Origin of the sequence: Streptomyces sp. NPDC006384 (genome assembly GCF_042870695.1) — a bacterium.
Classification (GTDB): domain Bacteria; phylum Actinomycetota; class Actinomycetes; order Streptomycetales; family Streptomycetaceae; genus Streptomyces.
On the sequence record NZ_JBIAHR010000004.1, the window covers coordinates 1 to 15648 of the forward strand.

The window sequence follows — 15648 nt, forward strand, 5'->3', positions numbered from 1 at the left end:
GACAGGCCGATCGCCGAGTCGTAGGAGTAGCGTCCGCCGACCCAGTCCCAGAACTCGAACATGTTGGCCGTGTCGATGCCGAAGTCCGCGACCTTCTGGGCGTTGGTCGACAGCGCCACGAAGTGCCTGGCGACCGCCTTCTCGTCCCCTCCCAGCCCGGCCAGCAGCCAGGAGCGTGCCGAGGTGGCGTTGGTGATCGTCTCGATCGTGGTGAACGTCTTGGACGCCACGATGAACAGCGTCTCGGCCGGGTCCAGGTCGCGGACCGCCTCGTGCAGGTCGGCGCCGTCCACGTTGGAGACGAAACGGAGCGTCAGATCGCGGTCGGTGAAGGCGCGCAGCGCCTCGTACGCCATCGCCGGACCCAGGTCGGAGCCGCCGATGCCGATGTTGACCACGTTGCGGATGCGCCTGCCGGTGTGGCCGGTCCACTCGCCCGAGCGGACCCGGTCCGCGAAGCGGGCCATCCGGTCCAGGACCGCGTGGACCTTGGGGACGACGTTCTCGCCGTCGACCTCGATCACCGCGTCCCTGGGGGCGCGCAGCGCGGTGTGCAGCACGGCGCGGTCCTCGGTGAGATTGATGCGCTCCCCGCGGAACATGGCGTCCCGCAGCCCGAACACATCGGTGGCCACGGCCAGTTCACGCAACAGCCGCAGCGTCTCATCGGTCACCAGATGCTTGGAGTAGTCGACGTACAGGTCGCCCACCCGCAGGGCGTACCCGGCGCCGCGCCCGGGATCCGCGTCGAACAGGTCGCGCAGGCGCATCTCGCCGAGCTGCTCGCGATGCTCGGCCAGCGCGGTCCACTCGGGCGTCCGGTCGAGCCTGATACGGCCGTCTGCGTTCATGTCGGACTTCAGCCTTCTTCCTTGGGTGTCCCAGCTGTCACGGCTGTTTCCAACCTAGTTGATCAGCGAAGAAGAAGACCGGAGAAGACGGACGGCGGCCGAGGGCGGCCGCCGGGCTAGATCTCGCCCCGGAGTTTGGCGAGCGCCTCGGCGAGGATCGCCTCGCCGTCCGCGTCGCTGCGGCGCTCGCGTACATACGCCAGGTGCGTCTTGTAGGGCTCGGTTCGCGGCGGGTCCGGCGGATTGTCCCGGTCCTGCCCGGCGGGGAAGCCGCAGCGCGGGCAGTCCCAGGTCTCGGGGACCTGGGCGTCGCTCGCGAAGCTCGGCTGTGTCTCGTGTCCGTTGGAGCACCAGAAGGAGATGCGCAGACGCGGCGCGGACTCGCCGCGCTCGGCCTCGCCCATCGGCCCCGCTCCGACCCGGCTTCCCCGGATCGCGTTGCCACTTGCCACGGTCGTAACTCCCTGCGTGATGGTGCCGCAAAGCGAGTCGGCGTTCCGCTTCGCTGCGAGCGCCTCAGTCTACGTAAGGCCCAACGCGCGTCCAGTGAGGGGAGTTACCGCTTCCTCTGCTCCCGCACAGACGCAGGCCCCATGATAGGCCGCGCCACGGGGCGCGTACCGTACATGGGGCCTTGCGTATGCGTACCGGCGGGGTCAGTTGTTGGCCTTCATCAGCAGGCCGAGCACCATGATGCACGCGAACCACAGCAGACCGACCACCACGGTGATCCGGTCGAGGTTGCGCTCGGCGACCGAGGAGCCGCCGACGGACGACTGCATGCCGCCACCGAACATGTCGGAGAGACCGCCGCCCTTGCCCTTGTGCATCAGCACCAGCAGCATCAGCAGCAGGCTGAAGACGATCAGGGCGATCGAGAACCCCAAAACCACGGCTGGACCAACTTCCTCGGATTCGGATGAACGACGGGGGCACGGTGACAGCAGGCCACCATGCCCCCGCAAGGGTACGACGTATCGCCGCTACGGCATACTCACCGGCCGATCCGCAGGTCTGCCGGTGAGCCGGTCCGCTGATCTACTGGTCGCGGAAGCGGACGATCTTGACGAACTCGTCGGTGTCCAGCGAGGCACCGCCGACCAGCGCGCCGTCGATGTCGGGCTGCGCCATGATCTCGGCGACGTTGCCGGACTTGACGGAGCCGCCGTACTGGATGCGGACCTTGTCGGCCAGCTCCTGCGAGTACAGCTCGGCGAGCTTGCCGCGGACGGCCGCGCAGACCTCCTGGGCGTCCTCGGCGCCGCAGACCTTGCCGGTGCCGATGGCCCACACGGGCTCGTAGGCGATCACGATCGTCTCGGCCTGCTCGGCCGGGAGGTCCTTCAGGCCGCCCTCGACCTGGGCGAGGGTGTGGGCGACGTGGTTGCCGGCCTCGCGGACCTCGAGCTCCTCGCCGACGCACAGGATCGGGGTCAGGCCGTGCTTGTAGGCGGCCTTGACCTTGGCGTTCACGATCTCGTCGGTCTCGGCGTGGTACTGCCGGCGCTCGGAGTGGCCGATCGCGACGTAGGAGCACTTCAGCTTGGCCAGCATCGAGCCGGAGATCTCGCCGGTGTAGGCGCCGCCGTCGTGCGCGGAGATGTCCTGGGCACCGTACTTGATCTTGAGCTGGTCCCCCTCGACCAGGGTCTGCACGGAGCGCAGGTCGGTGAAGGGCGCGAGGACGGCGACCTCGACGGCCTCGTAGTCCTTGTCCGCGAGGGCGAAGGCGAGCTTCTGGACATGGGCGATGGCCTCGAGGTGGTTGAGGTTCATCTTCCAGTTGCCCGCCATCAGCGGCGTGCGGGTGGTCATCGGGTCAGTCCTCCAGTGCGGCGAGGCCGGGGAGCGTCTTGCCCTCGAGGTATTCGAGGGAGGCGCCGCCGCCGGTCGAGATGTGGCCGAATGCCTTTTCGTCGAAGCCGAGCGTGCGGACGGCCGCGGCGGAGTCGCCGCCGCCGACCACGGTGAAGCCCGGGGCGTCGACGAGGGCCTGGGCGACCGCCTTGGTGCCCTCGGCGTAGTCGGGGTGCTCGAAGACGCCCATGGGGCCGTTCCAGAAGACGGTGGCGGCGTCGGCGAGCTTCGAGGCGTACAGCTTGCGGGTCTCGGGACCGATGTCCAGACCCTCCTGGTCGGCCGGGATGGCGTCCGCGGCGACGGTGGCGGGGCTGGCCGGGGCCTTGGTCTTCAGGTCCGGGAACTCGGACGAGACCAGGACGTCGACGGGCAGGACCAGCTCGACGCCGTTCTTCTCGGCGCGCTCCATGTACTCCTTGACGACCGGGATCTGGTCCTCCTGGAGCAGCGAGATGCCGACCTCGTGGCCCTTGGCCTTGAGGAAGGTGTACGCCATGCCGCCGCCGATGAGGAGCCGGTCGGCCTTGCCGAGCAGCTGGTCGATGACGGCGAGCTTGTCGGAGACCTTGGCGCCGCCGAGGGCGACGACGTAGGGGCGCTGCACGTCGTCGGTGAGCTTCTTCAGGACGCCGACCTCGGTGGCGATGAGGTGGCCGGCGTAGTGCGGCAGGCGCTTGGGCAGGTCGTAGACCGAGGCGTGCTTGCGGTGCACGGCGCCGAAGCCGTCGCCGACGTAGACGTCCGCGAGGCCGGCCAGCCTGTCGGCGAAGGCGGCGCGCTCGGCGTCGTCCTTGCTGGTCTCGCCGGCGTTGAAGCGCAGGTTCTCGATGACGGCCACCCGGCCGTCGGCGAGGCCGGTCACGGTGGACTCGGCGGACGGGCCGACCGTGTCCTCGGCGAACGCGACGTCGGCGCCCAGCAGTTCGCCGAGGCGTGCGGCGGCCGGGGCGAGGGAGAAGGCCGGGTCCGGGGCGCCCTTGGGGCGGCCCAGGTGCGAGGCGACGATCACGCGGGCGCCCGCGTCGGCCAGGGCCTTGACGGTGGGCAGCACGGCACGGATGCGACCGTCGTCGGTGATGGTGGTGCCGTCCAGCGGCACGTTGAGGTCGGCGCGGACGAAAACGCGCTTGCCGGCCACGCCTTCGGTGAGGAGTTCGTCGATCGTCTTCATGCAGAGGGCTCCTGGAATCTCGTGCTCGCTCGTGATCCTACGAGGGCTGGTCGCTGCGGACGCGACGCAGGGCCCGGACGGCGCGACGCTGCGCCGTCCGAGCCCTGCTCACGCATAGAGTCCTGCTCGGTCCGCTTCGGTCAGAGCTGGTTGCCGACGAAGACCGTGAGGTCGACGAGACGGTTGGAGTAGCCCCACTCGTTGTCGTACCAGCCGATGACCTTCACGTTCTTGCCCTCCTGGACCATGGTCAGGGAGGAGTCGAAGGTGCAGGACGCCGGGGCGTTGACGATGTCCGAGGAGACGATCGGGTCCTCGGTGTACTCGAGGATGCCCTTCAGCTCGCCCTCCGCGGCCTTCTGGAAGGCGGCGTTGACCTCTTCCTTGGTGACCTCGCGGGAGAGCTCGAGGACGAGGTCGGTGACCGAGCCGGTGGGGACCGGGACGCGCATGGCCATGCCGTCCAGCTTGCCCTTGAGCTGCGGGAGGACCAGCGCGGTGGCCTTGGCGGCGCCCGTGGTGGTCGGGATGATGTTCTCCGCGGCGGCGCGGGCGCGGCGCAGGTCCTTGTGCGGGAAGTCCAGGATGCGCTGGTCGTTGGTGTACGCGTGCACCGTCGTCATCAGGCCCTTGACGATGCCGAAGTTCTCGTCGAGGACCTTCGCCATCGGCGCCACGCAGTTGGTGGTGCAGGAGGCGTTGGAGATGACGTGGTGGTTCGCCGGGTCGTACGCGTCCTGGTTGACGCCCATGACGATGGTGACGTCCTCGTCCTTGGCCGGGGCCGAGATGAGGACCTTCTTCGCGCCGCCCGCGATGTGCTTCTCGGCGTCGGCCTTCTTCGTGAAGATGCCGGTCGACTCGATGACGATGTCGACGCCCAGCTCGCCCCAGGGGATGTCGGCCGGGTTGCGCTCGGCGAGGACCTTGATGGTCCTGTCGCCGACGGTGATGGTGTCCTCGGTGTGCGAGACCTCGTAGGGGAGGCGCCCGAGGATGGTGTCGTACTTCAGCAGATGAGCGGTGGTCGCGGTGTCACCCAGGTCGTTGACAGCCACGATCTCGATGTCTGCACCCTGCTCCAGCAGCGCGCGGAAGTAGTTACGACCGATGCGGCCAAAGCCGTTGATGCCTACGCGGATCGTCACGAACCGATCTCCTCGTTGGTACGCCGGCCCGTTGTGCCGGCGAGCTGTATTTGGGATGTCCCCGACCACCTCCGACCCTACCTCTCCGGGGCGTCGGAGGTGACATCGAGACGCCCCATAACCGGCAGGGCGGCCCGTACCCGTCAGTAGGGGTACGGACCGCCCGCGGTCACGGGGACCGATCACCCGATTGCGCTACCCGGTGCGGGTCCCCGGCGTCCCGGATTTCACTCGTCCAGGGCACGCAGCGCCTGCCGGACCAGCGCCGCGCGGGCGGCCGGCTCGGTCAGGTGCTCCAGTCCGAAGCCCAGCAGCACGGTGTCGTCCGTGGTGACCGCGCCGTAGGTCTGGAACAGGGTGCCGGTGCGGGTCCAGTTCTTCAGGACGGCCGGGCTGCCCGGGGGCGGTCCGGTGACCCGCCAGGCGCCCAGGGACGTCTCGAAGCCCTCGGTGCCGGCCGCCGTGCCGCCGGTGACCAGGGACGCCTCGTCGGCGAGGACGCCGCGGCCGCCGGTGCCGGGGTCGGTGACGTAGGCGATCGACACCTCGACGGACTTCCCGGCGTAGGCGCTCAGGTCGAACTCCACCTGCCGCCAGCCTCCGGACACCCCGGTGAGGCTGTTCCAGCGTCCGGTCGTGCCGGTCGCGGTGCAGCCGTCGTCGGACAGGGTCAGGTAGTGCCGCAGCCAGGGGTGCTCGTTCATGTAGAAGCCGGCCCCGCACTCGGCGGGCACGGCGGTGCCGGTCGCGCCGCCGGCCTCGGGGAGCGTGGTCCAGTCGTCGGCGCCGGTGGTGTGGGCCTCGACCAGGGCGTGGTCGTAGCCGCGCTCGGTGTCCCACAGCAGCTGGGTGCGCAGGGTGGGCCGGTCGGCGGCGGTGACGCCGGTGAGGTCGATGGTGCGGGTGAGGCGTTTGTAGGCGTCGTCGGTGTGGACGGCGGCGGCCATCCAGTCGCCCGCGTAGGGCCCGTACGGGTTCACCGTGCCGGCGAACTTCCCGGCGCCCGCGCTCGCGAACTGCGGGTGGGTGGCGGCGGGCAGCTCGTCCGAGGTGACGCTGTAGGTGCCGGCGGCGTCCAGCGGGTTGCCGGGGGCGGCGCCGAGCGTGCCGCCGGTTCCGCCGAGCCTTCCGGACCCGGTGAACGCGGTGGCGCCGGTGGTCGGCGTACGGGTGTAGGCGCCCAGGTAGTACTGGCTGAAGTCGTCGGACGGGTTGCCGCCGCCGAGGTCGACGCTGCCGCCCGCCTCCTCGCCGGCCTCGATCAGCTTGCCGCCCTCGTTGAGGTAGGCGCGCAGCTGGAGCTGGGTGGCGTTGCCCGGGGCCGTGGCACCGGTGTAGTGGACGACGGTGCCGAAGTGGCCGAGGACACCGAGCGCGTCGGGCACGCCCTGGGTGGCGACGTCCCAGACGGCCGCCCGCTTGCCGTTGGCCCTGAGCGCGTCCACGTACGTCTGCGCCTGCGTGGCCTTCGCGCCCTCCTCGGCGACGACGAGGACGTCCGCGCGGGGCCGTTCGGCGACCGTGTACGTGAAGTGCTCGCTCTCGGTCCGCTTCCCCTGCGCGGTCCGGCCGGTGAACCAGACCTCGACCTTGTCGCCCGGGTCGCCGTCCTCGACCTCGGCCCGGTACTCGTCGAAGTAGAGGTTGTCCTCGCCGCCGTACCGCTCACCGCCGCGCCAGGGCTTCAGGTCCGTGTCGTGGACGCGTCCGCCGTTGACGCGGTACTTCAGCTCCTTGTCGCGCACCGACTTGCGGGCGACGACGGAGACCTCCTGGCCGGCGCCGCGCGAGTAGGACGTGGTGAAGGGGGCCGGGGTGAAGTCGGCGGCCTCCAGGCCGACCGCGGAGGACGGCCGGTCGGGGTGGGCGGCGGACTCGGCGACGGAGAGCGCGAAGGGGATGTTCTTCTCGAACTCCTCCTGGATCAGCTTCTCGTCGTCGGGGAAGTTGAAGCCGGACTGGCAGTCGCTCGCGTTCCACTCGTCGTCGGGGTACTGGTCGGAGATGGTCTGGCAGGTGGACATCTCCGGGGTGAACATCGCCATGCCGTTGACGTTGGCCGCGTGGCCGTCCGCCTCGCCGTTGGTGGTGTACAGCTCCGAGGAGACCTGCGGGTGGTAGCCGGGGATCGCGGAGTTGCCGGGCGTGCCGGCGAGCGCCTCGTAGAGGACGTCGTCGGGGGTGTTCGTGGCGACCTGCCAGCCGACGCCGTAGAGGAGGAGTTCGGCGGCGGAGTGGTAGTTGATGCCGAAGGTGAAGCCGATGCGTTTCTGGAAGGCGTCCAGGGCCTTGGTCTCGGGTTCGGAGCCCGGACTCGCGCCGCGGTAGGTCTGGCTGGTGGGGTTGGGGGACGAACCCTCGTCGTCGTAGCCCCACTTGTAGGCGAAGTTCCGGTTGAGGTCGACGCCGTCACCGGTGCTGATGGCGCCGTCGCCGTTGACGTCGCGCAGGTTCTTGCGCCACAGGCGGTTGGCGGGGTCCTGGAAGGTGTAGTCGTAGCCGTCGGGGTTGGCCGACAGGACGAACCACAGCTCGGTGGTGTCGACCAGCTTCCGGATCCGCCGGTCCTTGCCGTAGTTGTCCAGGTAGTGGTGCATCAGCCGCCGGGTCATCTCCGGGGTGATCCACTCCCGTGCGTGCTGGTTGGACAGGTAGAGGACGGCGGGCTTGGAGCCGTCCTTGGCCTTCTTGGCGTTCTTGGTGAGCTTGAGCGCCAGGATGTCCTGGCCCCTGATCGTCCTGCCGATGGAGACGACCTTGGTGAGGTCCGGATTCTGCTGTGCGGTGCGGAGGATCTCCTCCTTCAGGCCGCCGCTGCCGCTGTACGGGCGGAAGACGCCGTCGGCCTCGGCCTCGACGCGTTTCGCGGCCCGGGCGGAGAGGGTGTGCTCGGTGAGGTCGACGCCCTTCTTCTCCAGCGTCTTCGCCTGCCGGTCGGTGAGGTAGACCTCCACGGTGGCCGTCCCCTTGTCGGGGACCTGCTCGCCGAGTTCGTGGCCGTCCTGTCCGGCGGCCAGCAGCAGGGGCACCTGCTCCTGGGTGACGTCGGCGCGGAAGACCTTCACTTCGTCCGCGTCCGGGGTCCCCGGGTCCGCGGGATCCGCCTGGGCGACGGGTGCGAAGCCCGCTCCGCCGATCAGGAGCGCGCCGACGGCGAGGATCGATCTCGCTCTTCGTCTCATGAACCCCCCTAGCTGAAGCCTGTCCGACAGGCATGGGTCCGCCACAGCAGCGAACAGATGCCAGGCTCATGACACCTCATGATCGAGTCAAGAGCGCGGGAGGGACACGCCGAAGCCGGTGCCGGTCACCCAAGTGGGCGTCGGCACCGGCTCGTCGGCGAAAAGCGGACGGGGCGCGCAGCGGGTCGGGCGGGGGCGGTCACCGGCCACCGGTGGTGCGGCGTCCGGGGTCGGTCAGCCGACCAGGTTGTCGGCCATGTTGTCGGTCAGGTTGTCGGCGAGCTCCTCGCCGAGGTTGGCCTCCGTGCCCGGGATGCCGAGGTCCGCGGCGCGTTTGTCGGCCATGGCCAGCAGGCGGCGGATACGGCCGGCGACGGCGTCCTTGGTCAGCGGCGGGTCGGCGAGCGCGCCCAGCTCCTCCAGGGATGCCTGCTTGTGCTCCATGCGCAGCCGGCCCGCGGCGGCGAGGTGCTCGGGCACGTCGTCGGCGAGGATCTCCAGGGCACGCTGCACCCGGGCGCCGGCGGCGACGGCCGCGCGGGCCGAGCGGCGGAGGTTGGCGTCGTCGAAGTTGGCGAGGCGGTTGGCGGTGGCCCGCACCTCGCGGCGCATCCGCCGCTCCTCCCAGGCCAGCACCGAGTCGTGGGCACCGAGCCGGGTGAGCAGGGCGCCGATCGCGTCACCGTCGCGGACGACGACCCGGTCCACGCCGCGCACCTCGCGGGCCTTGGCGGCGATCGACAGCCGGCGGGCGGCGCCGACCAGCGCGAGCGCGGCCTCGGGGCCCGGGCAGGTCACCTCCAGAGAGGAGGAGCGGCCGGGCTCGGTGAGCGAGCCGTGCGCCAGGAAGGCCCCGCGCCAGGCGGCCTCGGCGTCACAGGTGGCTCCCGAGACCACCTGCGGCGGCAGACCGCGGATCGGCCGGCCCCGGCCGTCCACCAGGCCGGTCTGCCGGGCCAGCTGGTCACCGCCCGCGACCACCCGGACGACGTAGCGCGAGCCGCGGCGCAGCCCGCCCGGCGCCATCACGATCAGCTCCGAGCTGTGCCCGAAGATCTCCAGGATGTCCCGCTTGAGCCGGCGGGCCGCGTTCGCGGTGTCCAGCTCCGCCTCGATCACGATCCGCCCGCTCACCAGGTGGAGGCCGCCGGCGAACCGCAGAAGGGCGGAGACCTCCGCCTTTCTGCAGCAGGTCCGGGTGACGGGGAGCCGGGAGATCTCGTCCTTCACCGCTGCCGTCATCGCCATGGGCCGATCCTTCCATGCATCCGAAAAATACGGTCGTACGCGGCGGCCAGCAGCTCCGGGTCGTGCCTCGAGGTCCCGTCGGCCCGGGCTACCGGAGCCAGTTCGACCGCGGCGCCGAACCGTTTCGCGGCGTCGGTGAGCGAGTCACGGTCGGGCACGGCGGCCTCGTCGGCCAGCACCACGTCCAGGGCGAGTTTAGGGGCGTGTCGTCCCAAAACCTCCAAATGACGCTGCGGGGAGAAGCCGGCGGTTTCTCCGGGCTGCGGGGCGAGGTTCAAGGAGAGCACCCGGCGCGCCTTGGTCCGGGTGAGCGCGTCCAGCAGGTCCGGTACGAGCAGGTGCGGGATGACCGAGGAGAACCAGGAGCCGGGGCCGAGCACCACCCAGTCCGCGTCCAGGACCGCCTCGATCACCTCTGGGACGGCGGGCGGGTCGTTGGGCACCAGGTGCACGGACTGCACCTCGCCGGGGGTCAGGGCCACGGTGGCCTGCCCCCGCACGATGCCCACCTCGTCCGGCCGGTCCGGGTCGTGACCTCTGACCAGGGCCTGGAGTTCCAGCGGGACGGCGGACATGGGCAGCACGCGCCCGTGCGCGCCGAGCAGCTTGCCGACCAGGTCGAGGGCCTGGACATGGTCGCCGAGCTGCTCCCACAGGGCGACGATCAGGAGGTTGCCGACCGCATGGTCGTGCAGGTCGCCCTGCGACTGGAAACGGTGCTGGATGACACGGGCCCAGGTCTGGCCCCAGTCGTCGTCGCCGCACAGCGCGGCCAGTGCTTTGCGCAGGTCGCCGGGCGGCAGGACGCCCAGCTCGTCGCGGAGCCGCCCGCTGGAGCCGCCGTCGTCGGCCACGGTGACGACGGCGGTGAGGTCACCGGTGATCCTGCGCAGTGCGGCGAGCGAGGCGGACAGGCCCCTGCCGCCGCCGAGGGCGACGACCTTGGGCTGGGTGCCCCGGCGGCGCGGTCTGCCGCCGCGCGCCTGTTCGGACCGGGTGGCGCGGGCTTCGGCGGATCTGCCGCCAGGTCCGTCGGGCACCACCCGGCGCAGCCTGCTCAGCCGCGGAGTACGTCGTGTCATTCCCGTCCCATGTCCCGGTGGACGACCACCGTCTCCACGCCCTCGGCGGCGAGCCGTGCGGCGAGCTTCTCCGACATGGCCACGGACCGGTGCTTGCCGCCGGTGCAGCCGACGGCGACGGTCACATAGCGCTTGCCCTCACGACGGTAGCCCGAGGCGATCAGCTGCAGCAGCTCGGTGTAGCGGTCGAGGAACTCCTTGGCCCCCGGCTGGTTGAGGACGTAGGAGGAGACCTCCTCGCTCAGGCCGGTGAAGGGGCGCAGCTCCGGGACCCAGTGCGGGTTGGGCAGGAAGCGCATGTCCACGACCAGGTCGGCGTCGACCGGGAGGCCGTACTTGAAGCCGAAGGACATGACGGTGGCCCGCAGCTCGGGCTCCTCCTCGCCGGCGAACTGGGCGTCCATCTTGGCGCGCAGCTCGTGCACGTTGAGGCTGGAGGTGTCGATCACCAGGTCGGCGTCGCCGCGCAGCTCGCGCAGCAGTTCCCGCTCGGCGGCGATGCCGTCGACGATGCGGCCGTCGCCCTGCAGGGGGTGCGGGCGGCGCACCGACTCGAAGCGACGCACCAGAGCATCTTCGGAGGACTCCAGGAAGACGACCCGCCGGGTGACGCCGCGGGCGTCGAGGTCGGCGAGGGACTCGCGCAGATTGTCGAAGAAGCGCCGGCCGCGGACGTCGACGACGACCGCGATGCGGGCCACGTTGCCCTGCGACCGGGCGCCGAGCTCCACCATGGTGGGGATCAGCGCGGGCGGCAGGTTGTCGACGACGAACCAGCCCAGGTCCTCCAGGCATTTGGCGGCCGTCGAGCGGCCGGCCCCGGACATGCCGGAGATGATCACCAGCTCGGGGATGGCCGCCTCGTGCGCCTTGGCTGTTTCCTTGCCCGTACTCACGTGTGCTCCGTTGTCCTGGCGTCCGTCGGGCCGGGCCGTGCTCGGGTCCGTTTCCCCGTCGGCCGTGGCGTGGGTCTGTTCTCGTCGCGTTGCGGGCTGTGTGTCGCGCTCGGTCATCTCTCCTGCCCCCGTCGTTCGTCCGGGGTGCCCGCGGGCACGGGCTCCCCCGGGGTGTCCGTCGTCGTCCCGGGTGCCCCGTCGTCGTCTTCCATGATCTCTCCGGTCGCCGTGTTCACGGCGGGCGCGGCCGGGGCCGTCCGGGCGAGGGCCACGGCGACCGTCTCGGCCGTCTTGCGGCCTATGCCGGGTACCTCGCAGATCTGGTCGATCGTCGCCGAGCGGAGCTTCTTCACCGAACCGAAGTGTTTGATCAGCGCCTGTTTGCGGGTCTCCCCCAGGCCCGGCACGTCGTCCAGGGGGCTCGACCGGAAGCGCTTGGCGCGTTTGGCGCGCTGGTAGGTGATGGCGAAGCGGTGGGCCTCGTCGCGGACCCGCTGGAGCAGGTACAGGCCCTCGCTGGTGCGGGGAAGGATCACCGGGTCGTCCTCTCCGGGCAGCCAGACCTCCTCCAGCCGCTTGGCGAGGCCGCACACGGCGATGTCGTCGATGCCGAGCTCGTCCAGGGCCCGCTGGGCCGCCGCGACCTGCGGCTGACCGCCGTCGACGACGACGAGCTGGGGCGGGTAGGCGAACCGCCTGGGACGGCCGTCCTCGTCCTTGAGTGGCTCCCCCTCCGAGGGGTCTTCGCCGTCCGCCCACTCGCCGGTCCGCTCCTTCTCGGCGAGATAACGCCGGAAGCGGCGGGTGATGACCTCGTGCATGGAACGGACGTCGTCCTGACCGCTGAACCCCTTGATCTGGAAGCGGCGGTATTCGCTCTTCCGGGCCAGTCCGTCCTCGAAGACGACCATGGAGGCCACCACGTCGTCGCCCTGCAGGTGAGAGATGTCGTAGCACTCGATCCGCAGCGGGGCGCTGTCCAGGCCGAGGGCTTCGGCGATCTCTTCCAGTGCACGCGAGCGCGTGGTCAGGTCGGAGGCGCGCTTGGTCCTGTGCAGCACGAGCGCCTGCTGGGCGTTGCGCTGCACGGTCTCCATCAGCGCCTTCTTGTCGCCGCGCTGCGGGACGCGCAGCGACACTCCCGAGCCGCGGCGGCCGGTGAGCCACTGCTGCACGGGCTCGACCGGGTCGGGCAGCGCCGGGACCAGGACCTCCTTGGGGACGGCGTCGCCCTTCTCCTCGCCGTACAGCTGCTGGAGGGCATGCTCGACGAGGGCGCCGGTGGTGATGTCCTCCACCTTGTCGGTGACCCAGCCGCGCTGGCCGCGCACGCGTCCGCCGCGCACGTGGAAGATCTGGACGGCCGCCTCCAGCTCGTCCTCGGCGACCGCGATCAGGTCGGCGTCGGTGGCGTCGGCGAGCACGACCGCGCTCTTCTCCATGGCCTTCTTCAGGGCGCCGATGTCGTCGCGCAGCCGGGCCGCCCGCTCGTACTCCATGTCCTCGGCGGCCTCGGTCATCTGCTTCTCCAGCCGGCGCAGATAGGCCCCCGTGCGACCGGCCATGAAGTCGCAGAACTCGTCGGCCAGGTCCCGGTGGTCGTCGGGGGAGATCCGGCCGACGCAGGGCGCGGAGCACTTGCCGATGTAGCCGAGCAGGCAGGGGCGGCCGGTGCGGGCGGCGTTCTTGAAGACACCGGCCGAGCAGGTGCGGACGGGGAAGACGCGCAGCAGGAGGTCGACCGTGTCGCGGATCGCCCACGCGTGCCCGTAGGGCCCGAAGTAGCGCACGCCCTTCTTCTTGTGGCCGCGCATCACCTGCACGCGCGGGAACTCCTCGTTCATCGTCACCGCGAGGTACGGGTAGCTCTTGTCGTCGCGGTACTTGACGTTGAAACGGGGGTCGTACTCCTTGATCCAGGAGTACTCCAGCTGCAGCGCCTCGACCTCCGTGGACACCACCGTCCACTCCACGGACGCGGCCGTGGTGACCATGGAGCGGGTGCGGGGGTGGAGGTTCGCCAGGTCCTGGAAGTAGTTCGCCAGGCGCTGGCGCAGGCTCTTCGCCTTTCCGACGTAGATCACCCTGCGGTGCTCGTCACGAAACCTGTACACCCCCGGGGAGTCCGGGATCTCTCCCGGCCTGGGGCGATAGCTGGAGGGGTCGGCCATGACTCACACCCTACTGGCGGGGACCGACAGTCCGGCGGGCCTGTGGACGACGGAGCCGGGGCCCTGTGGACGACGGGAGGGAACCTCGTGGGCCACCGCGGCGCTCTCCGGGGCTGTCGTACGGGTTCCCCGGGCCGGGAGGATGGACCGGAGGATGGCCGGGAGGGGTGGATCAGGTCTCAGGGGTGGCGACGATCCGGCCCTGCTTCACCTCGGCCCGCAGTTCCGTGAGCGGCGTGCTCGCCGGGGCGTGCAGCACCTCGCCGGTGCGCGCGTCGAACTCGCTGCCGTGACACGGGCACACCAGCTTGGTCCCCTCCAGCTTCTTCATGGGGCACCCCGCGTGGGTGCAGATGGTGCTGTAGGCCTTCAGCGAGCCGTCCTCGGCCCTGCTCACCACCACGTTCTGGTCCCGGTAGAGCCTGGTGGCGCCCTTGGCCACCTCGCCGTCCGCGCCGAGTTCGACGGGGCCGGTCGGCTTCGGGGCCGCACCGTCGTCGCCCGGTGAGCAGGCGGCCAGACCCAGTCCGGCTACGGGCGTGAGGGCCGCCGAGCGCAGGACGGTTCGACGGCTCGGGACGGGACGGCCGGGCATGAGCTCTCCACGGGTCGGGGATGTGCAGGGCGACGATATCCGGCGCCGCCGGGCGGCGGTGCGGCCGGGGAGCCGCAACGGGGTGCCTCCGGCCGCGTCGGTGTAAGCGCTTGCGCAAGCGTTTACGCCCGTTCGGCGGAATGGGTTACGGTCCCAGGCGGCACAGACCGCGCGGTGCAGAGGTACGGCGGCACGGGAGAACAGGGACGTGACGGATCTTCCGCGCACTGTGTGGGCCGACCTGTTCTCCCCGCGCCTGACCGCCGTCGCACAGCCCGACAGGGATCTCGGCGTCCGGGTGGTCCGGCTGCTGCCGGAGCGGCCGAGCCGGGCCGGCCGGGACCGTGCGGCTGCCCTGCGCCTTCGTCCACCGCACGTCGTGCGGCCGTTTCGAGCAATCCGGGCAATACGGGCATACTCACGAAAGGACCCTCCCGTGATCGTCGTCGCCGGTGAGGCACTGATCGACCTGGTACCGCAGGGCACGGGTGCCCTCGCCGCGCTGCGTCCCGCCCTCGGCGGCGGCCCCTACAACACGGCCGTGGCACTGGGCCGTCTCGGCTCCCCCACCGCCTTCTGCTCCCGGGTGTCGTACGACGCCTTCGGCGAGGCGCTGCTGGACCGGCTGCGCGAGACCGGCGTGGACGTCTCGCCGGTGCAGCGCGGGCCCGAGCCGACGACGCTGGCCGTCGCCACGGTCGGTGCGGACGGATCGGCCGCGTACTCCTTCTACGTGGAGGGCACCGCCGACCGGCTGTTCACGGCGCCTTTCTCGTTGCCGTCCGGCACCCGGGCGGTGTCCTTCGGCACCTGCTCGCTGGTGCTGGAGCCGGGCGCGAGCGCGTACGAGGAACTGCTGCGGAAAACGGCCGCGCGGGGCGTGTTCACGGCGCTCGATCCGAACATCCGGCCCGGGCTGATCACGGATCCGGACGCCTACCGGGCCCGGTTCAAGAGCTGGTTGCCGTCCGTGTCGCTGCTGAAGCTGTCGGCGGAGGACGCGGAGTGGCTCGGCGGCGATCCCCGGGAGTGGCTGGACGCCGGTCCGGTGGCGGTCGTGATCACCCGGGGCGGCGAGGGGCTGACGGCGTTCACCCGCGACGGAGGCGAGTACGCGGTGCCGGGCGAGCGGGTCGAGGTGGTGGACACCATCGGCGCGGGCGACACGGTGAACGCGGCACTGCTGCACGGACTCGCGGTACGGGACGCGCTCGGCGAGGCGGGGACGGCCGCGCTGGGCGACGAGGGCTGGACGGACCTGCTCGGCTTCGCGGCGCGCGCGGCGGCGGTCACCTGTTCGCGCGCGGGCGCGGAACCGCCGTACGCGCACGAACTGCGCGGCTGACGGCCACGGCACCGCGGCAGGCACCGTGCGGTTCAGCCCGCCGGGCGCACGGCTCGCGGGGCGCCGGGGCTTGTGTGCCCCGGCGCGTCCGTGTGCCGG

Annotated in this window: 12 protein-coding genes and 1 pseudogene; 1 reads left to right on the forward strand and 12 read right to left on the reverse strand. The window is 71.0% G+C overall.

The window, feature by feature from the left end:
* The 12 genes and pseudogenes from ACFYOJ_RS06015 to ACFYOJ_RS06070 all read right to left on the reverse strand — a co-directional run.
* Positions 1-851: pseudogene (locus tag ACFYOJ_RS06015) on the reverse strand (glucose-6-phosphate isomerase); the annotation flags it as partial.
* 116 nt (positions 852-967) lie between these two features.
* Entirely contained in the window at positions 968-1303 is a 336-nt protein-coding gene (locus ACFYOJ_RS06020; protein WP_003976875.1) for an RNA polymerase-binding protein RbpA, read from the reverse strand.
* Positions 1304-1507: 204 nt separating this feature from the next.
* Positions 1508-1744 carry a preprotein translocase subunit SecG gene (secG, locus tag ACFYOJ_RS06025; RefSeq protein ID WP_079160504.1) on the reverse strand — a complete coding sequence of 79 codons (237 nt, stop codon included), beginning with the start codon at positions 1742-1744 and terminating at the stop codon, positions 1508-1510.
* Between the two features lie 145 nt (positions 1745-1889).
* Complete coding sequence (gene tpiA / locus ACFYOJ_RS06030) at positions 1890-2666, reverse strand: triose-phosphate isomerase (protein WP_356551915.1); 777 nt, start codon at positions 2664-2666, stop codon at positions 1890-1892.
* A gap of 4 nt (positions 2667-2670) precedes the next feature.
* Positions 2671-3882, reverse strand: coding sequence for a phosphoglycerate kinase (locus ACFYOJ_RS06035; protein ID WP_356551916.1), 1212 nt, complete (start codon positions 3880-3882; stop codon positions 2671-2673).
* A gap of 140 nt (positions 3883-4022) precedes the next feature.
* On the reverse strand, positions 4023-5030 hold the full coding sequence (gene gap, locus ACFYOJ_RS06040; protein ID WP_356551918.1) for a type I glyceraldehyde-3-phosphate dehydrogenase: 1008 nt from the start codon (positions 5028-5030) through the stop codon (positions 4023-4025).
* Positions 5031-5257: 227 nt separating this feature from the next.
* Positions 5258-8212: a M14 family zinc carboxypeptidase gene (locus tag ACFYOJ_RS06045; RefSeq protein WP_356551920.1), complete on the reverse strand. Its 2955-nt coding sequence runs from the start codon at positions 8210-8212 to the stop codon at positions 5258-5260.
* Positions 8213-8446: 234 nt separating this feature from the next.
* Positions 8447-9460 (reverse strand): DNA-binding protein WhiA, encoded by a 1014-nt coding sequence (gene whiA / locus ACFYOJ_RS06050; protein ID WP_356551922.1) that lies wholly within the window; start codon positions 9458-9460, stop codon positions 8447-8449.
* Positions 9451-10542, reverse strand: a complete 1092-nt coding sequence (gene yvcK, locus ACFYOJ_RS06055; protein WP_356551924.1) for a uridine diphosphate-N-acetylglucosamine-binding protein YvcK — start codon at positions 10540-10542, stop codon at positions 9451-9453. Before yvcK ends, whiA begins: the two co-directional genes overlap by 10 nt.
* Positions 10539-11555: an RNase adapter RapZ gene (gene rapZ / locus ACFYOJ_RS06060; protein ID WP_356551925.1), complete on the reverse strand. Its 1017-nt coding sequence runs from the start codon at positions 11553-11555 to the stop codon at positions 10539-10541. The genes yvcK and rapZ overlap by 4 nt, the downstream gene beginning before the upstream one ends.
* Positions 11552-13609: an excinuclease ABC subunit UvrC gene (gene uvrC / locus ACFYOJ_RS06065; protein ID WP_356551927.1), complete on the reverse strand. Its 2058-nt coding sequence runs from the start codon at positions 13607-13609 to the stop codon at positions 11552-11554. Before uvrC ends, rapZ begins: the two co-directional genes overlap by 4 nt.
* 172 nt (positions 13610-13781) lie before the next feature.
* Positions 13782-14204 (reverse strand): Rieske 2Fe-2S domain-containing protein, encoded by a 423-nt coding sequence (locus ACFYOJ_RS06070; RefSeq protein WP_356551928.1) that lies wholly within the window; start codon positions 14202-14204, stop codon positions 13782-13784.
* 436 nt (positions 14205-14640) lie between these two features.
* Between ACFYOJ_RS06070 and ACFYOJ_RS06075 the strand changes: the two genes are divergently transcribed.
* Positions 14641-15549: a carbohydrate kinase gene (locus ACFYOJ_RS06075; RefSeq protein WP_356551929.1), complete on the forward strand. Its 909-nt coding sequence runs from the start codon at positions 14641-14643 to the stop codon at positions 15547-15549.
* The last annotated feature ends 99 nt before the right edge of the window (positions 15550-15648 follow it).